The sequence below is a fragment of the Calditerricola satsumensis genome (assembly GCF_014646935.1).
Classification (GTDB): domain Bacteria; phylum Bacillota; class Bacilli; order Calditerricolales; family Calditerricolaceae; genus Calditerricola; species Calditerricola satsumensis.
Map to the genome: position 1 here is coordinate 13,124 of NZ_BMOF01000025.1, position 19,432 is coordinate 32,555.

The following is a 19,432-nucleotide window of genomic DNA, read 5'->3' on the forward strand; positions in this document are numbered from 1 at the left end:
GAGGGGGAAACATATGGCGCGTGAAGAGAACGCGGTGGTCGAACTGACGGGGGTGCACAAGGCGTACGACCTCGGCGAAGGCCGCCGCGTCGTCGCGCTTCGGGGGGTCGACCTTACCGTGGGCGAGGGGGAGTTCGTCGCCGTGACGGGTCCTTCGGGCAGCGGGAAGTCCACGCTGCTGGCCATCGCCGGCCTGCTCACGCGTCCGTCGGCGGGGGAGGTGCGCGTCGACGGGCAGCGCGTTGACGAGCTGGATGACGATGCGCGGGCTTCCCTGCGCAACCACGCGTTTGGCTACCTCTTCCCGTTTGCCGCCCTGTGGCCGTCGCTGACGGCCCTCGAAAACGTGCTGCTGCCGCGCGTGCTGGCCGGAACCCGCACGACCGACGACGCCACGCGGGCGCTCGCGCTCTTGGAGGAAGTAGGCGTGGCGCATCTGGCCGACCGCCTGCCGCATCAGATGTCTGCCGGCGAGCAGCGCCGCGTGGCTCTCGCCCGGGCCCTGGCGAACCGGCCGCGGGTGCTTATGGCCGATGAACCCACCGCGAACCTGGACACCGATACGGCGGAACGGGTGATCGAACGGCTCGCCCGGCTGCCCGAGGAGGGCACGGCGGTGGTGGCCGTCACTCACGATCCGCACTTGGCAGCTCGTGCCGATCGTGTGGTGCGCATGGTGGCGGGATGCGTTGAAGCGGAGGGTTGACAACGTCTTATACGATTGGTGGCAGGCCAGATGGAGCTTTCCCCAGACGGGAAAGCGATGAAATTTTACGAAATGGTTCCCTTTTCGTTTCATCTCACGCCTGAAAGCATTGTGGAAGCGGCAAAAACCATCACAACGGCCGGGACGAGCGGCGAGGCGGAGCGGGCCAACGAGAACCAACGGTCAGGCCAAGCTCATGAGTCAGGCCGCGATCGCGCGTGACGAAGCGTATCGAAAGTTGGCCGAGGAAGCGATTTCTTTGCAGCGAAAGCGCTCCGAGGATCTGTCCGATCTCCGCAACCGGGTTGCGGAGATCGAACGCATGCTGCGTGAAGTCGAGTAATTTCCGAGAATTCGATGACCGGGTTGGGCGCTACCGGGACAGGAGCGTGGGGATGTTTCCTTCGAACGCGCAGGACGACGGCAGGATTTTGATGGTCCTGTGCGGCGACATGTGCTACCATAAAACCAAGAAAAGATATCGAAAAAACTGAAGAAATCGGAGGGAACCTCCATGGACGTCCTTACGGCTATCCGCCGCCGGCGGGAGATCACACGGTTTTTGGCGCGGCCCATTCCGCGCGAGGTGCTGGATGCCGTGGTCGAATCCGGCTACCTCGCCCCCACGGGCAACAATCTTCTGTCGCGCGAGTTTGTCGTGGTGCAGAGCCGGGCGATGCTCGATCACCTGGCCGGGGCCACGCCCTATGTGCCGTGGCTCAAAGAAGCCCAGGCCGGCATCGTCGTCACCGGGCGGCCGGCGGTGAGCAAGTACTGGCTGCACGACGCGGCCATTGCCTGCGCCTTCCTGTGGCTGGCCGCCGTGGAACAGGGGCTGGGCGCCGCCTTTGGCGCGATCTACCACAGCGAAGATGCCGCCGAGTCGGCGCGTCGGGAGACCTATGTCCGCACGGCCCTGGGCATTCCGGACGACCGGCGCGTCGTGGCCATCCTTGGCCTTGGGTATCCGGCTGTCGAACCGGAACCGAAGACGCTTCCGCCGCGCGAGGAAACGATCTTCTTCGAGCGGTTTGGCGGCCGCTAGGCGGGCAGCTAGGTTTCGCGCGGATGCCGCTTGGCGTGTCTAGCGGCCAGGGGCATCGGTTGCGGGCTTGGGTTTCAAGGTGATCAGGTTGATTTCCGGGGGATTGAACAGGCGGAACGCCAGCAGGGGAACGGAGTTCCGCGCGCCAAGCCCGGCGCTGACGTATTGGGGGATGCCGGCGACGTCCATCCATCCCTTTACGCGGTCTTGGGGCGGAAAGTAGCCGTTTTTCCCCAAGCGCCGCTCTGGCACATAGAGCGCGCCGATGAACGGAAGGCGAATCTGCCCGCCGTGGTAATGACCGGCCAGCAGGAGATCAAAGGGGGGAAGGAGGAACTCCTTTCCGTCACGGCGCACCCGTTCCACGTCTTCCGGAAGCAGCGGGTAATGGGTAAGGCCGATCACCACGTCGCGGGGGCGGGCGTCGGCGTGGAAGCGGCGGAAGTCCATAAACACTTTTTGCTGGCGAAGGAATTCGCCTTTCATTCCTTCGTCGGTTTCGGCCGGGAGACGTTCGGCGATGGCTGCCAAAATGGGTTCAGGGTTGCGCATGGCATCTTGGGCGTGAACGATCCACAGCCGGTCTTCGCCCTTTTCGAGGAGGAATACCGACTCTAGTAAACGGGCCCCCCGCGCCTCCATGCCCGTGTAGAAGGGTGTTTTTTCGTGGTTGTGCCAAAAGGCATATACGATCGGGTCGGTGTTCCCGACGACGAACAGGATGGGGGCGCGGTTGTTCCATCCATCCAAGAGGTCATAGAAAGGCTGAAAATTTTGGCTTCCGCTGTTCTGCGTCATGTCTCCGGTGATGGCCACCAGGTCAAACCGCTCGCGGTTGATCACGTCGATCAGCCGCTTTTGACCGGGACCAAACGTTTTCTCATGCAAATCGGTCAGCTGCAGTATGGTGAAGCCGTTGAACGCCTCCGGAAGGTTTTCGATGAAGACCGTCTCGCGCCGCACCACGATCCGCTGGTTGTCGTAGACGGTGTAGAGAACAAGGGCAAGCAGCGTTGCGCCAACCGCAAGGAGGAAGTACAACCATCGGCGTTTGCGCGTCACCGGTGAACCATCCTTTCGCGTTCGCGGACTGCAGACAAACTCCCTCAGTGCTAACATCACCAAGGGAGTTTTCTCTTTATTTTACATCGATCGGCGAGAGAAGAGGAAATATCCCGCGATGGCTCCGGCCAGGATCCAAATCCCTGTTGTAAGGCCGAGCCACACAACGTCGCTCCACTGCAAACCGGTCTCAGGAAAACCGTTCAGCCTCGCCCCCAACAGCGGGCGAAGGTAGGGGATGGCCTTGGGCGCGTTCACCCCCAGCGCCGTTAATCCATACCCAACCACCAGTGTGCAAATCGTGGCCACGCCCGGCCGCGCAAGCAGCAGCGAAAACAGAAGCAGCAGCGTGCTGTAGCCCCACAGGGTGGCCAGAAGATTCAGGACAACCCACGCAACCAGGAAGTAGGCGTTCTCTCCGTGCGCGGGGACCAGGCTCAGGGTTTGCGGGATGTTCCACGGGGCCGACGGATGGGCGACCTTCCCGGCCACGACGCCCATAGCAAAAACCACGAGCGCATACAGCGTGGCCCACCCGTACCACGAGGCGGCCCGTTCCCACCAGAGGCGCCGACGGCTCGGCACGCGAGCAAGAAGCAGCCGGTTCCACGGCGACGCCGACAGGGAATAGGGCTCGCCCATTCCGAGCACAAAGGCACCCGGGAGGATCATCCACTCCACGATTTTCAGCACGGTCGTGTGAAAAGAGGGGCCTCCCAGGGCAGCAACCCCAATTTGCCACGGGTTCAGAAGGTGATCAGGAATCGCATGCCTGACGCTCAGGGCGCCCAAGATCCCATAAAGCCCAACCATCGGCAAGATCATGAACCATATTCGGCGGCGAGCCAATACGCGAAGCTCCACGCGGAACAGTCGCACGCCTTCCTTACGCAGGTTTCCGTTCTCCATGGTTAAAGATCACGCCTCACCGCCAGAAGATGGCCCATGGCGCCGGCAGCCAAAAGCAGGAGGGCTGCGAATTGTAATATGGAGTGCAACTTCTTTCAATAGAATGATTGTTAACGAAATAAAACCGGAAATCACCGATCGATCTCCAATGACAACCATGTTGCATTTTTCCTCAGAATTTTTGAATCATCCATCCGATCTTCCATGGAATCACAAGGAAAGATCAGAGGCTCAAAGCCCTTCACCTTAAATTCGTGCGAACAGCTTTGACTTTTCCCCGCATTCGGCGTAAGATGGGAGAAGAAAGCCGTTTGACGCCGGCGATACGGGATGGAAAACGGATCCGGTTCACGACCCAAACGCGAGGATGGGGAGGAGTAGGCCGCCTGCGCGCCTTGCAGAGAGGGAAGCCCTTGGCTGCGAGGCTTCCCAGGCGAAGGCGGCCGAACGTCGCCCCGGAGCGGCTTGCCCGAACGCGCGGAACGCCCATGGCGCGGCCCGATGCCAGTAGGGCAGGACGGACACCGCCCGTTAGCGGACGAGCGCACGGCCTTTTCGCGCTGTGGCGCGCGTGCCCATGCTGACGCATCGTTGGAAAAACCCAACGGAAAGGATGCGCGCGGCGCGGCAGCAGCATGTTGGCGGGGCATGCGCATGACGGTTGGCCGTGAACAAAGGTGGTACCGCGAAGGGAGACCCCTTTCGTCCTTTGACGAAGGGGGTTTTTTGCTTGATGGGCTGACGAAACGCAAGGAGGGTGAGGCCATGGCAGAACACGCGACGAAACCCACCCTGCCGCCCCAATACGACCCGAAGGCGGTGGAAGCGGGGCGCTACCGGTGGTGGGTGGAAAACAAATTCTTTGAAGCCGGCGGCGATCCGAACAAGAAACCCTATTCCATCGTCATTCCGCCGCCGAACGTGACGGGCAACCTGCATCTTGGACATGCCCTTAACTGCACGCTGCAGGACATCCTCATCCGCATGAAGCGCATGCAGGGCTACGACGCCCTGTGGCTGCCGGGCATGGACCATGCCGGCATCGCCACGCAGACGCGTGTCGAGAAGGAGCTTGCCAAGGAGGGGCTGACGCGCTACGACCTGGGGCGCGAGAAGTTTCTCGAGCGTGTGTGGCAGTGGAAGGAGCACTACGCCTCGGTGATCCGCGAGCAGTGGGCCAAGCTCGGCCTGTCCCTCGACTACTCCCGCGAGCGCTTCACGATGGACGAGGGGCTGTCGCGCGCGGTGCGGGAGGTGTTTGTCTCCCTTTATGAAAAGGGGCTGATCTACCGCGGCGAGTACATCATCAACTGGGACCCGGTGGCCCGCACGGCCCTGTCGGACATCGAGGTGGAGTACAAGGAAGTCCAGGGCAAGCTCTACCATATCCGCTACCCGCTCAAGGACGGCTCGGGCGAGGTCGTCGTGGCCACCACGCGGCCGGAGACGATGCTGGGCGACGTGGCCGTGGCCGTGCACCCCGACGACGAGCGGTACAAGGCGTTTATCGGCAAGACGGTCATCCTGCCCATCGTGAACCGGGAGATTCCCGTCATTGCCGACGAATACGTCGATCCGGAGTTCGGCACCGGCGCGGTGAAGATCACCCCGGCCCACGACCCGAACGACTTCGAGGTGGGCCTGCGCCACAACCTGCCGCGCATCCTCGTCATGGACGAGGAGGCGAAGATGAACGAGAACGCCGGGCCGTACCAGGGCCTCGACCGCTACGAATGCCGCAAGCGGCTCGTCGAGGACCTCGAACGGCAGGGCTACCTCGTCAAGGTGGAGGACCACGTCCACGCCGTCGGCCACAGCCAGCGCAGCGGCGCGGTGGTGGAGCCGTACCTGTCGACGCAGTGGTTCGTGCGCATGAAGCCCCTCGCCGAGCAGGCCATCCGCCACACGCTGTCCGACGACGCGGTGCGCTTTGTGCCGGAACGGTTCAAGAAGGTGTTCCTGCACTGGATCGAGAACGTCCGCGACTGGTGCATCTCGCGGCAGCTGTGGTGGGGGCACCGCATTCCGGCCTGGTATACGCCGGACGGCGAGGTGATCGTGGCCCGCAGCGAGGAGGAGGCCTACGAAAAGGCGCGGGCCAAATACGGGCCCGACGTCACCCTCACCCAGGACGAGGACGTCTTGGACACGTGGTTCAGCTCCGGCCTGTGGCCCTTCTCCACGATGGGCTGGCCCGACGAGACGGGCGACCTGAAGCGCTACTACCCGACGGACGTCCTTGTGACGGCCTACGACATCATCTTCTTCTGGGTGGCGCGGATGATCTTCACTGCCCTTGAATTCACGGGGCAAAAGCCGTTTAAGGACGTGATCATCCACGGCCTGATCCGCGACGCCCAGGGGCGCAAGATGTCGAAGTCCCTCGGCAACGGCGTCGACCCGATGGAGGTCATCGAAAAACACGGCGCCGACGCCCTGCGCTTCATGCTCGCTACGGGCAGCTCGCCGGGCAACGACATCCGCTTCTCGTGGGAACGGGTCGAGTCGGCGCGCGCCTTCGTGAACAAGATCTGGAACGCGTCGCGCTTCGTGCTGATGAACCTGCCCGAAGGCTACACCGCCGCCGACGTGGACCTCTCCGGGCCGCTGAGCGTGCCCGACCAGTGGATCCTCCACCGCCTGAGCGAAACGGTGGGCGACGTCACGCGCCTCCTCGAGCAGTACGAGTTCGGCGAAGCGGCGCGGGTGCTCTATAATTTCATCTGGGACGAGTTCTGCGACTGGTACATCGAGATGGCCAAAATTCCGCTTGGCTCGGGCGACGAGGCGGCGAAGAAGACGACGCGCGCCGTGCTCGTCCACACCCTCGACACCATCCTGCGCCTGCTCCATCCGTACATGCCCTTCGTGACGGAGGAGATCTGGCAGCACCTGCCGCATGAAGGCCAAACCCTCGTGCTGGCCAAGTGGCCCGAGCCGAACGCGGCGCATCGCTTCCCCGAAGCGGTGCGGGAGATGCGGTTCCTGGTCGAGACGATCCGCGCGGTGCGCAACCTGCGCGCCGAGGTGAACGTCCCGCTGTCCAAGCCGATCGACCTGCACATCAAGGCCGACAGCGCCGACGTGTTGGCCCTGCTGGAAAAAGGGCGGGTGTACGTGGAGCGCTTCTGCCGCCCGCAGACGTTGGTCATGGGCGTCGACGTGGCCAAGCCGGCCAAGTCGCTGAGTGCCGTCGTCACCGGTGCGCAGGTGTTCGTGCCCCTCGAGGGCCTCGTCGACATCGCCCAGGAGATCCAGCGCCTGGAGAAGGAGCTGGCGACCCTCAACAAGGAAGTGGAGCGCGCCGAGAAAAAGCTGGCCAATCCCAACTTTGTGGCCAAGGCGCCGGCCGAGGTGGTGGAGGCCGAGCGGGAGAAGGCGCGCCTGTGGCGCGAGAAGCGGGACAAGGTGCTGGCGCGCCTGGCCGAACTCAAGGAGTAACCATCATTTGGAACGTTCGGGGCAGTCGCAAACCTGCCGGCTGCCCCGAATACATATGGAGTGATTGCGGTCATGAGCGCGATTCAGACGGTGCAAGACGCGATCGACTGGATCCACAGCCTGGTGCCCCTCGGCATCAAGCCGGGCCTTCAGCGCATGGAGTGGCTGATGGAGCGGCTGGACCATCCGCATCGCTACCTCAAGTTCATTCACATCGCCGGCACGAACGGGAAAGGGTCCACGGCGGCGATGATCGCTCGCGTGCTGGACGAGGCCGGCTACGACGTGGGGTTGTACATCTCGCCGTACGTGGAGCGCTTCGAGGAGCGCATCATGCTCAACGGCCGGCCCATCCCCGGCGAGGAGCTGGTCGAGCTGGTCAATCGGATCAAACCGCTGGTTGACGAGTTGGCCGAGACGGAATGGGGGCCGCCGACGGAGTTCGAGGTGATCACCGCCCTTGCTCTACTCTATTACGAGCGCCACCGTCCCTATTTCGTCGTGTGGGAGACCGGGCTTGGCGGGCGACTGGACGCCACAAACATCGTCTACCCGGTGGTGGCGGTGATCACCAACGTAGGAGACGACCACCAGCATCTCCTCGGATCGAACCGGCTGGCCATTGCCCGGGAAAAGGCGGGCATCATCAAAAACGGCGTGCCGGTGGTCACGGCGGAGGAAGATCCCGACGTGCTGGCGCTCTTTCGGGACGTGTGCCGCGAAAAGCGCACGACCCTGTACGAGCCGGGCACGCACTACCGCTACGAGCGTCTGGAGCCGACCGACACGGGCGAGCGGATCCATTTCTACGGCCCGTACCGCGAGCTGCGGGACGTCGAGGTGGGGCTCAAGGGTGCGCACCAGGCCCAAAACGCGGCCACGGCGCTGATGACCCTCGAGCTCTTGCGCCAGTTTTACGCCGCCCAACTGGACGAGGACGAGCCCATTCGCCGCGGCCTGGCGACGGTGCGCTGGCCGGGACGCTTTGAGGTGCTGGCCGAGCGGCCGCTTGTCATCGTTGACGGGGCGCACAACCCGCAAGGCGCCGAGGTGTTGGCCCAGACGGTGCGCGAGCGGCTTGCGGGACGCCCGGTGCACCTGGTGGTGGGCTTCGTGCAAAACAAGGAGCACGAGGCCTTTCTGCGGCAGGTGGTGCCACTGGCCCAGACGGTGACGGCGACGGCGCCCGCCTTCCACAAGGCGCTGCCGGCCGAGGAGACGGCCGCGTTGGTGCGCCGCCTGGCTCCCGGAAAGGCGGTTGACGCGGTGCCCGACGCGGCGGCGGCGCTCCAGCACGCTCTGGCGCGAGCCAAGCCGGACGAGGCGGTGCTCGTGTGCGGCTCCTTGTACCTTGTCGCCGAGGTGCGTCAGGCCGTTCAGGAGAGGAAAGGGGTGGGGTCGTGATGGCGACCGAGCAAGGCCGCGTGCATTTCATCGGCATCGGGGGGTACGGCATGAGCGCCCTCGCCCGCGTGCTGCTCGACCGCGGGGTTCCGGTATCGGGATCGGACGTGGCGCACAAGCCCTTGACGGAGCAGCTCGCCGCCCGCGGGGCGCGGGTGTACATCGGCCACGATGCCGCACATGTTGACGGGGCGGCGCGCGTCGTCTACTCCACGGATATTCCCAAGGACAACGTGGAACTGGTGGCCGCGCGCGAAAAGGGCATTGAACTCCTGCACCGCTCCCAGCTCTTGGCCGAGCTCCTCAACGGCGAACGCGGCATTGCCGTCTCCGGCGCCCACGGCAAGACGACCACCTCGTCGATGATCGCCTTTGTCATGGAAAAGGCCGGGTGGGATCCCACCTACGTCATCGGTGGCGAAGTGGTGGGCTTGGACGGCAACGCCAAGGCCGGCACGGGCCCCTACGTGGTGGCCGAGGCCGACGAGAGCGACGGGTCGTTTTTGCATTACACGCCGCAGGTGGCCGTGGTGACGAACATCGAGCCCGACCACCTGGAGCATTATGGCGGCGATTTTGAGCGGCTGAAGGGGGCCTACCGGCAGTTTTTGCGCCAGGTGCGTCCCGACGGGTTTGCCGTGCTGTGCATGGACTGCGCGAATCTCCGCGCCCTGCGCGAGGAGGTTCCGGCGCGCGTGGTCACGTACGGCCTCGTCGCGCCGGCCGACTACACGGCGAGGGACGTGGAAACGGGCGACCGGCGCATTGCCTTTACCGCCGTCCGCCGGGGCGCGGTGTTGGGACGGGTGACCGTTCCCGTTCCCGGCGTGCACAACGTGGCCAACGCCCTGGCCTGCCTGGCGGTGTGCCTGGAGCTGGGCATGCCCTTCGACGTCGCGGCGCGCCATTTGGCCGATTTCCGCGGGGCCAAGCGGCGCTTCCAGGTGATCGGCGAGGCCGGCGGCGTCCTCGTCGTCGACGACTACGCCCATCACCCGACGGAAATCCAGGCCACCCTGCGCGCGGCGAAGGACACCGGACGCCGCGTGATTGCCGTCTTCCAGCCTCAGCGGTATACCCGCACCGCCTTGTTGCTGGACGAGTTTAGCCGCGCCTTTGGCGAGGCCGACGAGGTGATCATCGCCGACATCTACTCGCCGGCCGGGGAGACGCCCATTCCCGGCGTTTCGGCGGAGCGGCTGGTGGCATTGATTCGGGAGCGCAGCAATCCGTGCGCGGCCTACATTCCTGACCATGCGGGAATTGTGGCAGAACTCCTGCGGCGCGTCCGCGCGGGCGACGTGGTCCTCACGATGGGTGCGGGCGACATCTGGAAAGTGGCCGAGGCCTTGGTTGCTGCGCTGCAGGCGAAAGAAGCGCCCCAGAAGCCTTGAGCGGGGGCGCTTTTTTATTTTCACAGCAGAAACCGCCCCCACCCCCTTTTCCAATGCACAAAGCACAACTACAATAGAAGGGAAGAGCAGAGCAGGGATAAGGTGGCGCGCTTGGCAATCTGCAAAGGATGGGAGAGGGAGAGGCATGCGCCGGTTGGGGAGCTGGGCTTTGTTTCTGTTGGCCTATGCCGCCGCGATCGGATACACGTGGGGGCATCTCGATGCGTGGAGAGCCGTTGGGGCGGATGCCCTGTTGGCCTTTTTCCTGCTGTACATGCTCATCAGCGTGTTTCCGATTCCCTTCAAAAACATGACGGTGACGCTCACGCCCGTCGTGTCGCTGGCCACGTTTCTGCTCTATGGGGTGGCGGTCGAGCTGTGGCTCACCCAGATGGCCATTCTCGTCTCGATGTTGCTTCTGCGCTTTCGCCCGCTTGAGCGCATCTTGCTCAACCTGGCCATGTATGCAGTTGTTTCCATTACCGCGGCGGGGGCCTTTTTCGCGTGCGGGGGCGTGATCGGCAGCGGGCAGTCCCTCTCCCGCCTTGCCTTTCCCATGGCCTTGTACATCGGAACGTACCTGCTTTCCAACCACCTCCTCCTGGCCTTGCTCATGCGCTTTTGGCGGGGGACGTGGCCGACACGAAACACCTTGCGCGAATTTGTGGGGGAAATGGGCCTCAACGCGTTGGCCAGCCCGGTTGGCCTCCTGATTTACGCGTTATACGAATCCTTGGGCCCGTTTACGCCGGTTCTGTTTTCCGTTCCCCTTACGGCCTTGTCCTTTGTCTTGCGCATGTACTACCAGCTGAAAACCCTGCACCAGCGCCTCGAACAGGTGAACCGGCTGGCCAAGATGTTCACGTCCCAACTGCGATGGGAGAAGGTGATTGACGAAATTTTCCGTACGGCCCGCCATCTTTTTGCCGCTGACTGTTACGTCTTGTTTGTGCTGGATGCGGAAAAGCAGGTGCTTCGGCCTTTGCGTGTGGAAGGGGATGGCTTGTCCCAAGAGGAGTGTCAGGCCTTTTGCGCGCGGACGGTTCGCCTGGGTGAGGGGGTAAGCGGCGCGGCAGCGCTTGAGAGGCGGGCGCTGTTGGTGCAGCGCGCAGGGGCCGCCCATCACGTCGAGCATGAACCGGCATCGCTGCGCGCCATGCGTTCCATCGTGGCCGGACCGATGATCCAAAACGGCAAGCTCGTCGGCGTGTTCACCCTCGGCCGGCGCATCACCTATGGCTTTACGTCGCACGACAAGGTGCTCCTTGAGATTTTTGCCAATCAGGCGGCCCTGGCCTTGGAAAACGCGCGGCGCTACGAGCACACCCTTGCCCAGACGTATGTCGACCCCTTGACGGGTTTGTACAATTACCGGTTTTTTGAACATCAATTGTTCCGCCTGTTTGAGCGCGCGAAAGAGGCGGGTGAGCCGATTTCCCTGCTGATTATCGATCTGGATCATTTTAAACGGGTGAACGACACGTACGGCCATGAAGCGGGGAACGAGGTTCTGCAGGCGGTGGCCCGGTTGCTGAAGGAAAACGTGCGGCCCCAGGACATTGTCTGCCGCTATGGCGGCGAGGAATTTACCATTTTGTTTCCCAAAACCGACCATCACGAGGCTCGGATCGTGGGCGAGCGGATTCGCCGCAAAGTGGAAGAGACGCCCATTGTCGTGCACGCGACATTAGCCGAGGAGGCGCAGCCCGAAACGGTCGAGATCCGGATCACCTGCAGCATGGGACTGGCCTCCTTCCCCGCGCACGCGTCGGATCCCCTGAGCCTGGTGCGCCACGCCGACCGGGCCCTGTACATCGGCGGCAAGAAAAAAGGGCGCAACCGTCTCGCCGTGTACGATTCGGCGTGAGCGGTGGGTGCGTCCCTGAGGGCGTTATCGCGCTGGCCAGGTGTTTGAAGGTGCGATCCGGCACGAGGAGAGGGCAGTTGTACGCTGATTTACCACCGGGGGAAATAGACGGAAAAGATGGTGACGAGATCGCGCTTGTTGTTCTCTTCGCCCTGGCCATCACCGTCGCCGTCAAGGCGAAGAGTGAAGGTGTAGCCCTCCACCTCCGCGGAATTGCCGGCCGTGTCGTTGTCGAGGATGGGGGTGTAGGAAAAGCCCGCCACGCGCTCCGACAGGACAAAGCCGTCGCCGTTGCGGTCGACGGCGAGGGTACGGGCCTGCTTGTCCCAGGTAAACGCGACCGACCCGCCGCCCTGATAGAAAAGGGTAAATTCGTGTGCCGGTGTTCCGTTGCCTCCATTCTCCGGCGTGCCCTGGCTTTTGTCGACCTGTCTGGCCCGCATGGCGTTGACGATTTCCGTCTGGATCAGCCGCGCCTCGGCGAGGAGGTCTTCCGTAGCCGAAGCGGTTTGCCCTAGATCCTGAATCTGATGGTAGATGGTGTAGAGGAGGGAGACCACTACGGAGAGCAGCCCGAGGGCGGCAAGCAGTTCCACCAGCGTGACGCCGCGTGGGGGGAGCGGGCGGGCAGGAATCACGGCGGACACCTCCAAATTTGAAAGTTGAAAACAGAAGGTGCGCGATGGCGGGCGGAGTTTATGAGGCTCCAGCCTGCGGACGTTGCCTGGATCTTAAGGTTTGCGAACTAGGCTTTTGAGTGTGACGGTGTTGCGAGGATCCGACTTGTCCAGGTATGAGGCGGTGACAGTCACTTCATACAAGATGGATGTTCCTATGTTGTCTTTTTGCTCGAGGTTCAGCGCGACATCGTAGTTGTCTCCGTATTGGTTTTTTATTTCGTTCTTCAGTTTGGTTTGAAGGGTCGACACGTCGTCGTTTCCGGCGTGGATTTGATTGCGGAGCTGCTCCATTGCTTCGCGGGCGATCTGCACCGCTTGTGTACGCTGTTTGTTTTCTACCGCCGTGCTGTAGACCTGGGTGAAGGCCGCGCTGAGGGGGATGATTGCCAGGGCCAGGATCGCCACCGCGGCCAGCAGTTCCACCAAGCTCATACCGCGTTCGCGTAGGTTTGGACCGTGTTGGCGCACCCGCAACACCTCGCTTTCCGGGAAGAGAGAAGAAATGAGGGAGAGAAACGAATGGTTTGCCCTCCGATCGGCGGTTTGACACGCCGCGTCCGTTACTACCAGTGTAAAATGGACGAAGGGGTTTTGAAAATGCGTCATGCGCATCGTCGGGAAAACGGTTTTGCCCTCATTTTGGTGCTCCTGGTGTTGGCCGTGGCGTCGGCCCTCGCTGCGCCGCTCCTCGCCCAGACGATCGCCGGTCGCGCTGGCGTTCGCCAGGCGGAAGCCCGTCAGCAGGCCTATGAGCTGGCCGTCAGCGGCCTGGAGTTGGTGCAGTGGCACTATGCGGAGATGCGGCGAAAGGGGGAGCTCCCCTCCGACCCGCAGGTTGCCATGCAAGCGGTTGTGGAACGGGTTAACGCGTCGCCGTACAAGGCTCATTTGCCGGGAAACGTGGAACTCCGCCTGGAGTCGGCCAATCCACCGCATGTTGTGATGGTTTCGACCGGCATGGTAGACAGCGTGCGCCCCGATGGCGGCACGAAACCGGTGACGGCAACGGTGCGGGCCACGTTTCGCCGGATCACGGGGACGACGTTTTTGGGGGGCGTGTATTTCGTCACGGAAGTGGATTTGGGTACAGGGCCAAACAGCGGGAAAATTCAGGATGATTCAGGAAATCCTGTGCCTGCACAACAGATCTCGGCGGAGGAATTCCAACAGCTTCATGGGCAACTGTTGCGTCAGTTTCCGCTGTTGTCTCCAGCTCACCCCTCGGGCAACATCATGAGATCCGGTCGAGTTGTCGTCGAAGGGGTCGTCGAGGGCGACTTGGTCGTGAATGGGAACGTGGACATCAAAAGCGATGCCATGGTAACAGGCCGCCTTGTGACCACAGGGAATGTGACCGTCTTGCCGCATGCCCAAAATGTTCGGATCCAAGGCGGAATTGTTGCCGGGCGCGATGTGACCATCGAGTCACACGTACGACAGGTGCAGATCCCGGGGGGCATTCACGCGCAAGGGAAGATTGAGTTCAAATCTCATGTCCAACACGGGGATTTTGGTTCCCTTGTCTCGAAAGGCGACATCGTGTTGGATGCACATGTAAGTTCGATCAACGTGCACGGTTCAATGAGCAGCAACGGGAAAATCGTGCTGGGGTCTCATGTAAAAGACCTTGTCGTTTTCGGTCCCATTCTGGGTGGGAGCCATATCGAGTTCAACAGCCAGGTGGAAAACGTGGTCGTGCACGGATCGGTCGTCAGCCACGACGGCAACGTGGAGGTTTCCTCCCACGTCCAGAACGTTACTGTCCATGGCTACCTCGTGGCCGGCCTGAACGGAAGGGTGATGATGGCCGGTCACAGTGGCCGTTTCGTGGTTGCGAACGCGGTGGTCGGTCGTCTCGTGGAATGGGGACCACACGTTCAAGCGATCACCGTAGGAGGAATCGCGGGAGACCGAATTACCGTCGGGGTGTTTGGTGTCATTAACGTACACGATTCGCAAAGCCATCCGGAGGGCGGACCCGGATCCGAAGCCGATCTCGTTCTGGAGTTTTGGGAAGTTCCGTAGGCCATTGTGCGGTTCGGGTACGGCAACCCCGCGCAATAAAGGAGTCGCCAACGTACATCCCTGCCGATCGGAAAGGAGGCCCCCCATGCGCAAACGGCTGGGCGATCTGCTTGTCGAGGCGGGCATCATCACGCCGGAGCAGCTGGAAGAGGCGCTGGCGGCGCAGAAGGCGAGCGGCAAGCGGCTCGGCGACGTGCTGATCGAGCTGGGCCTGATCACCGAACAGCAGCTCATTGAGGCGCTGGAGTTTCAGCTGGGCATTCCCCATGTGCAGCTGCACCGCCAGACCATCGATCCGCAGGTGCTAGAGATGGTACCGGAGCGGGTCGTGCGCCAGTACACCGTCCTGCCGCTGCGCATCGAAAACCGCAAGCTGATTGTGGCCATGGCCGATCCCCTCGACTACTTTGCCATTGACGAGTTGCAGATGATTACCGGATTTCCTGTCTCCCCGGTGATCGCCTCCAAAGAGGCGATCAAGACGGCCATTGACCGTTACTACGGGCTGCGGACGCGCGACGCGGCGCTGGACGAGGTGCTGCAGGCGGCTCCGCGAACGGCCGAAGAGGCTTCGGTGGAGGACAACTCCCCCGTCGCCCGCATGGTGCAGCAGATTCTCACCCATGCCGTTCGCATCGGGGCCAGCGATGTGCACGTCGAGCCCTTCGACGATCGGGTGCGCCTGCGCCTGCGCGTGGACGGCGTGTTGCGCACGGAACGGGAATACCCGCCGGCGATGCACGCGGCGATCCTCACGCGCCTCAAGGTGATGGCCGGGCTGAACATCACCGAAAAGCGCCTGCCCCAGGACGGCCGGTTCGAGCTGGCCGTCGAGGGTCGTCCGATCGACGTGCGCCTGTCGACGTTGCCCACGGTGCACGGGGAGAAGGCCGTGCTGCGCCTCCTCGACGCATCGCGCCTCGTGACCGATGTGGACAAGCTCGGCTTTTCCCCCCGCGCGGCGGAACAATTTCGCGAAATGATTCGCGCGCCGCACGGCATGGTGTTGATCACCGGTCCCACGGGGAGCGGGAAGACCACCACGCTGTATGCCGCGCTGCGGACGCTCAACCGTGAGGATGTGAACATCGTCACGATCGAGGATCCGGTCGAGTACCAGCTCCCCGGCATTCACCAGGTGCAGGTCAATCCGCAGATCGGCCTTACGTTTGCCCGCGGGCTGCGGGCCATCCTGCGCCAGGATCCGAACATCATCATGGTGGGGGAGATCCGCGACCGCGAGACGGCGGAGATCGCGACGCGCGCGGCGATGACCGGTCATCTCGTTCTCTCCACGCTGCACACCAATGACGCCGTCGGTGCCCTGACGCGCCTGGTGGACATGGGCGTCGAACCGTACCTGGTGGCCTCGGCCGTGCGCGGCGTCGTTGCCCAGCGCCTCGTACGCTGCATCTGCCCGCGATGCAAAACGGCGGTGGAGCCGACTGCCGAGGAGCGGGAGGTGCTGGCCAGCCACGGGCTCACCGCCGAGCGGCTGTTTCGGGGGCAGGGGTGTGGCGATTGCAACCGCACCGGCTACCGCGGTCGCACGGCGATTCAAGAGGTGTTCGCCGTCGACCGGGCGGTGCGGGAGATGCTCACAAAGGGGCGTTCCGAAACGGAGATCCTTGCCCATTTGCAGGAACAGGGGTTTGTGCCGATGATCCGAGACGGGCTGGAAAAGGCGCGAGCGGGCATCACCACCGTGGCCGAGGTGCTGCAGGTGGCCATGGCGTGAGCGGAGCCGGCTGCGGGGAACGAAAGGGGGAGGAGGACGATGCGTTCGATTCGCGATCTGTTGATTCTCGCCCACCGCCGCGGGGCGTCCGATCTGCACGTATCGGTGGGGATCCCCCCGGTGCTGCGTATCACGGGAGAGCTTTGCCCTTTGGACGAGCCGCCGCTCAAGCCGGAGGAAACGGAATCCATGGCCCAGGAGCTGCTGAACGACGAGCAGGCCCGGCGCTTTGCCGAGCGCGGAGAACTGGATTTTTCCTACGGCATACCCGGTGTGTCCCGTTTCCGGGTGAACGTTTTTCGCCAGCGGGGATGCGTGGCCATTGCCGCCCGCACCATCCCCCACGGCGTGCCCAGCCTCGACGAGCTGGGGCTTCCCCCCATCGCCCGCGCGCTGGCGGAACGGCCGCAGGGGCTGTTCCTCGTCACCGGGCCGACCGGCAGCGGCAAATCGACCACCCTCGCGGCGATGGTCGATTACATCAACACCAACTTCCGCCGGCACATCGTCACGCTGGAGGACCCGATCGAATACCTGCACGCGCACAAGCGGTCGATCGTCAACCAGCGGGAGGTCGGCCAGGACACCCGGACGTTCCTCGACGGCCTGCGTGCCGCCCTGCGCCAGGATCCCGACGTCATCCTCATCGGCGAGATGCGCGATCTGGAGACGATCGCCACGGCCCTGCGCGCGGCGGAAACGGGCCACCTCGTCCTGGCCACGCTGCACACGGTGGACGCGGCACAGACGGTGGACCGCATCATCGACGTCTTCCCGCCGGCCCAACAGCAGCAGGTGCGCGGCCAGCTGGCCAACGTGCTCATCGGCGTCTTCGCCCAGCGCCTGCTTCCGCGCGCCGACGGCCGCGGGCGCGTCGCCGCGGTGGAGGTGCTCGTCAACACCCCGGCGGTGGCCAACCTCATTCGCCAGGGGAAGGTGCACCAGATCCCCTCGGTGATGCAGACCGGCGGCGCCATGGGCATGCAGACGATGGAACAAGCCGTGCGCCGGCTGCTCGAGCAGCGCGTCATCAACGACGAGGCGGCGCGCCGGGTGCTGGGCACGCACCGGGTTGAGCTGCCCCTGGAATGATGCACAAAGGGGAAGCGAACGGGAGGTGAAGGGGCGTGCCCGCCTTTCAGTACACGGCCTATGATCGCCGCGGGCAGCGCCGACGCGGCACGGTGGAGGCCCGTGACGCCGGGGAGGCGGTGCGACGCTTAAAGGAGCAGGGTTTTGTGGTTGGGCGCATTGCGCCGCGCGAAGCCTCCATTTGGACGCGGGAGATTCGCCTCACCCGTCCGCGCGTGCGGCGGCTGGAGCTCATCATCTTTTGCCGCCAGTTGGCCACACTGCTCCGCGCCGGGATCCCCCTGGCCGATGCCCTCGCCGTGCTGCAGCAACAGGCGGAAAGCCGCCCCCTGCGCGCCATCCTCGCGCGGGTGCTCGAGGACGTGCGCGGCGGAACGGCCTTTTCCGCGGCGTGCCGCGCCCACGGCCAGGCCTTCCCCGAGCTGTTCATCAGCATGGTGCGGGCCGGCGAGGCGACCGGGAACCTGGACGAGGTCCTTGAGCAGCTGGCCCTGTTTTATGAAAAGGAGCGGGCCGCTGTTGAGAAGGTGAAGTCGGCTTTGGTCTATCCGGCCATCGTGCTCGTGACGGCGGTTTTGGTGACGGCCTTCCTGATGTGGAAGGTGGTGCCCCAGTTTGTCGACACCTACCGCGCCATGGGCCTTGAACTGCCATGGCTGACGCGGCTGCTGATTTCCGTCAGCACTGGCGCCGCTTACCATGTCCATCTCTGGGCGGGCATCCCCTTGGCCATGGCGGCGGGTGTGGTGTTGGCCTACCGCACCCCGCGCGGCCGGGTGGTCTTCGATCGCCTCCGCCTGCGCCTGCCCATCTACGGCCCCCTGGTGAAAAAGAGCACCCTGGCCCGCTTTTGCCGCACCTTCAGCATGCTCTACGCCGCGGCGGTGCCCCTCCTCGAGGCGCTGACGCTGGTTGGCCGGGTGGTGCAAAACGCGGCGCTGGCGAAGGTGGTGGAAGAGGCCAAAACGGCGATGCAGGAAGGCCGGGCGCTGGCCGATCCGTTCCGGCGCAGCCGGCTCATCCCGCCCATGGTGGCGCACATGATCGCCGTCGGTGAGGAAACCGGGGCCCTCGACGAGCTGCTGGGCAAGGTGGCCGCCTATTACGAGGACGAGGTGGCCCAGGCGGCGGAGCGGCTGAAATCGTCCATCGAGCCGCTGTTGATCCTCCTCGTGGCCGCGCTCGTCGGGATGGTCGTGCTGTCGGTGCTCTTGCCCTCGTTCCAGCTGTACCGGCACCTGTAGGTGTGGACGGGCATCAGGGGGTCCGCGTTTCGCCTGCCCGGGTGATAATCCGGCAGGGCACAACGCACCCTAACCGATAAACGGAAAAGGAGCGCGATGGACGTGGAACCTCGCTTCTCTACCCCTGCCCCGTCCGAGGTGACCGGGGGCGCCCCCATCCCGCTCGCCTCTCCCGCCGCGGCGAGCCCAACCGTGGCCGAGGCGATCCTGGACCAGCTGGCCGAGTGGGGCGTGCGGCGCATCTACGGCGTGGTCGGCGACGCCATTTTGGGGCTGATGGATGCCCTTGCCCGACAAGACTGCATCCAATTTGTCGCCGTGAAGCATGAAGCGGCCGCGGCGCTGATGGCGTCGGCGGAAGCGAAGCTGACCGGCGGCCTCGGCGTGTGCGTGGCGACGATGGGGCCGGGATTGGTGAACCTCCTCAACGGGTTGGCCGACGCCGCCCTCGACCGCGTCAGCGTGCTCGCCATCACCGGCCAGTCCCCGACGGACCAGATCGGCACCGACGTGAAGCAGTTCGTCGACCAGCAGCGCCTTGTCGATCCCCTCGCCGTGTACACGGCAATGCTGGCGAGTCCCCGGGCCGTCGTCGACGTGCTGGCCACGGCGCTGCAGGAGGCGCGGACAAGGCGCGGCGTGGCCCACCTCACCGTGCCGCGCGATTTGTTCTTCGCGCAGGCGCCGGCGATGGGGCGGCCTCGGCCGGAGCTCGTGCGTGGGACGCCGGTGGTGTCGCGCGACGGGCTGGAACGGGTCCTCGCCGTTCTGCGCGCGGCGCGCCGGCCGATGGTGGTGGCGGGCATCGGCGCGCGCGGCGCGGCC

Annotated in this window: 16 protein-coding genes; 12 read left to right on the forward strand and 4 right to left on the reverse strand. The window is 64.0% G+C overall.

Features of this window, described 5'->3' with window-relative positions; translation table 11 throughout:
• Positions 1–13: 13 nt before the first annotated feature.
• The 3 genes from IEX61_RS07095 (at position 14) to IEX61_RS07105 (ending at position 1,751) form a co-directional block, all read left to right on the forward strand.
• On the forward strand, positions 14–706 hold the full coding sequence (locus tag IEX61_RS07095; RefSeq protein ID WP_188817332.1) for an ABC transporter ATP-binding protein: 693 nt from the start codon (positions 14–16) through the stop codon (positions 704–706).
• A gap of 196 nt (positions 707–902) precedes the next feature.
• Positions 903–1,049, forward strand: coding sequence for a hypothetical protein (locus IEX61_RS07100; RefSeq protein WP_157057709.1), 147 nt, complete (start codon positions 903–905; stop codon positions 1,047–1,049).
• Between the two features lie 171 nt (positions 1,050–1,220).
• Complete coding sequence (locus tag IEX61_RS07105) at positions 1,221–1,751, forward strand: nitroreductase family protein (RefSeq protein ID WP_054670575.1); 531 nt, start codon at positions 1,221–1,223, stop codon at positions 1,749–1,751.
• A gap of 39 nt (positions 1,752–1,790) precedes the next feature.
• Here the strand turns inward: IEX61_RS07105 and IEX61_RS07110 are convergent, their stop codons facing one another.
• Together IEX61_RS07110 and IEX61_RS07115 are read right to left on the reverse strand one after the other, a co-directional pair.
• Positions 1,791–2,813 (reverse strand): metallophosphoesterase, encoded by a 1,023-nt coding sequence (locus IEX61_RS07110; RefSeq protein WP_054670577.1) that lies wholly within the window; start codon positions 2,811–2,813, stop codon positions 1,791–1,793.
• 81 nt (positions 2,814–2,894) lie between these two features.
• Positions 2,895–3,506, reverse strand: a complete 612-nt coding sequence (locus IEX61_RS07115; RefSeq protein ID WP_157057710.1) for a hypothetical protein — start codon at positions 3,504–3,506, stop codon at positions 2,895–2,897.
• A gap of 981 nt (positions 3,507–4,487) precedes the next feature.
• Between IEX61_RS07115 and IEX61_RS07120 the strand changes: the two genes are divergently transcribed.
• The 4 genes from IEX61_RS07120 (at position 4,488) to IEX61_RS07135 (ending at position 11,828) form a co-directional block, all read left to right on the forward strand.
• Entirely contained in the window at positions 4,488–7,163 is a 2,676-nt protein-coding gene (locus IEX61_RS07120; RefSeq protein ID WP_188817336.1) for a valine--tRNA ligase, read from the forward strand.
• Positions 7,164–7,235: 72 nt separating this feature from the next.
• Positions 7,236–8,567 carry a bifunctional folylpolyglutamate synthase/dihydrofolate synthase gene (locus IEX61_RS07125; RefSeq protein ID WP_188817338.1) on the forward strand — a complete coding sequence of 444 codons (1,332 nt, stop codon included), beginning with the start codon at positions 7,236–7,238 and terminating at the stop codon, positions 8,565–8,567.
• On the forward strand, positions 8,567–9,961 hold the full coding sequence (gene murC / locus IEX61_RS07130) for a UDP-N-acetylmuramate--L-alanine ligase (RefSeq protein ID WP_188817340.1): 1,395 nt from the start codon (positions 8,567–8,569) through the stop codon (positions 9,959–9,961). The genes IEX61_RS07125 and murC overlap by 1 nt, the downstream gene beginning before the upstream one ends.
• Positions 9,962–10,106: 145 nt before the next feature.
• The gene (locus tag IEX61_RS07135) at positions 10,107–11,828 is read left to right on the forward strand and encodes a GGDEF domain-containing protein (RefSeq protein ID WP_188817342.1); all 1,722 of its coding nucleotides are present in this window, start codon (positions 10,107–10,109) and stop codon (positions 11,826–11,828) included.
• Between the two features lie 89 nt (positions 11,829–11,917).
• Here IEX61_RS07135 and IEX61_RS07140 read toward each other — a convergent pair whose 3' ends face one another.
• Complete coding sequence (locus IEX61_RS07140) at positions 11,918–12,466, reverse strand: PulJ/GspJ family protein (protein WP_054670455.1); 549 nt, start codon at positions 12,464–12,466, stop codon at positions 11,918–11,920.
• 93 nt (positions 12,467–12,559) lie between these two features.
• A complete protein-coding gene (locus IEX61_RS07145) occupies positions 12,560–13,120 on the reverse strand; it encodes a prepilin-type N-terminal cleavage/methylation domain-containing protein (RefSeq protein WP_229725760.1) in 561 nt (186 codons plus the stop codon).
• Here IEX61_RS07145 and IEX61_RS07150 point away from each other — a divergent pair.
• From IEX61_RS07150 to IEX61_RS07170, 5 genes are all read left to right on the forward strand, one after another.
• Positions 13,085–14,533 (forward strand): hypothetical protein, encoded by a 1,449-nt coding sequence (locus IEX61_RS07150; RefSeq protein WP_229725761.1) that lies wholly within the window; start codon positions 13,085–13,087, stop codon positions 14,531–14,533. The two genes, IEX61_RS07145 and IEX61_RS07150, sit on opposite strands and share 36 nt — an antisense overlap.
• 85 nt (positions 14,534–14,618) lie before the next feature.
• A complete protein-coding gene (locus IEX61_RS07155) occupies positions 14,619–16,271 on the forward strand; it encodes a GspE/PulE family protein (RefSeq protein ID WP_054670469.1) in 1,653 nt (550 codons plus the stop codon).
• A 39-nt stretch (positions 16,272–16,310) separates the two neighbouring features.
• Positions 16,311–17,363 carry a type IV pilus twitching motility protein PilT gene (locus IEX61_RS07160; protein ID WP_188817346.1) on the forward strand — a complete coding sequence of 351 codons (1,053 nt, stop codon included), beginning with the start codon at positions 16,311–16,313 and terminating at the stop codon, positions 17,361–17,363.
• Between the two features lie 35 nt (positions 17,364–17,398).
• Positions 17,399–18,607: a type II secretion system F family protein gene (locus IEX61_RS07165; protein WP_188817348.1), complete on the forward strand. Its 1,209-nt coding sequence runs from the start codon at positions 17,399–17,401 to the stop codon at positions 18,605–18,607.
• A 96-nt stretch (positions 18,608–18,703) separates the two neighbouring features.
• Positions 18,704–19,432 (forward strand): thiamine pyrophosphate-binding protein (locus IEX61_RS07170; protein WP_268238390.1); only part of this gene is annotated, 729 nt, incomplete at its 3' end.

Bases quoted from the DNA above. Each gene is read 5' to 3' on its own strand.
- IEX61_RS07095 (WP_188817332.1), top strand. From the start codon at position 14: ATGGCGCGTGAAGAGAACGCGGTGGTCGAACTGACGGGGGTGCACAAG.
- IEX61_RS07100 (WP_157057709.1), top strand. From the start codon at position 903: ATGAGTCAGGCCGCGATCGCGCGTGACGAAGCGTATCGAAAGTTGGCC.
- IEX61_RS07105 (WP_054670575.1), top strand. From the start codon at position 1,221: ATGGACGTCCTTACGGCTATCCGCCGCCGGCGGGAGATCACACGGTTT.
- IEX61_RS07120 (WP_188817336.1), top strand. From the start codon at position 4,488: ATGGCAGAACACGCGACGAAACCCACCCTGCCGCCCCAATACGACCCG.
- IEX61_RS07125 (WP_188817338.1), top strand. From the start codon at position 7,236: ATGAGCGCGATTCAGACGGTGCAAGACGCGATCGACTGGATCCACAGC.
- murC (WP_188817340.1), top strand. From the start codon at position 8,567: ATGGCGACCGAGCAAGGCCGCGTGCATTTCATCGGCATCGGGGGGTAC.
- IEX61_RS07135 (WP_188817342.1), top strand. From the start codon at position 10,107: ATGCGCCGGTTGGGGAGCTGGGCTTTGTTTCTGTTGGCCTATGCCGCC.
- IEX61_RS07150 (WP_229725761.1), top strand. From the start codon at position 13,085: ATGGACGAAGGGGTTTTGAAAATGCGTCATGCGCATCGTCGGGAAAAC.
- IEX61_RS07145 (WP_229725760.1), bottom strand. From the start codon at position 13,120: ATGCGCATGACGCATTTTCAAAACCCCTTCGTCCATTTTACACTGGTA.
- IEX61_RS07155 (WP_054670469.1), top strand. From the start codon at position 14,619: ATGCGCAAACGGCTGGGCGATCTGCTTGTCGAGGCGGGCATCATCACG.
- IEX61_RS07160 (WP_188817346.1), top strand. From the start codon at position 16,311: ATGCGTTCGATTCGCGATCTGTTGATTCTCGCCCACCGCCGCGGGGCG.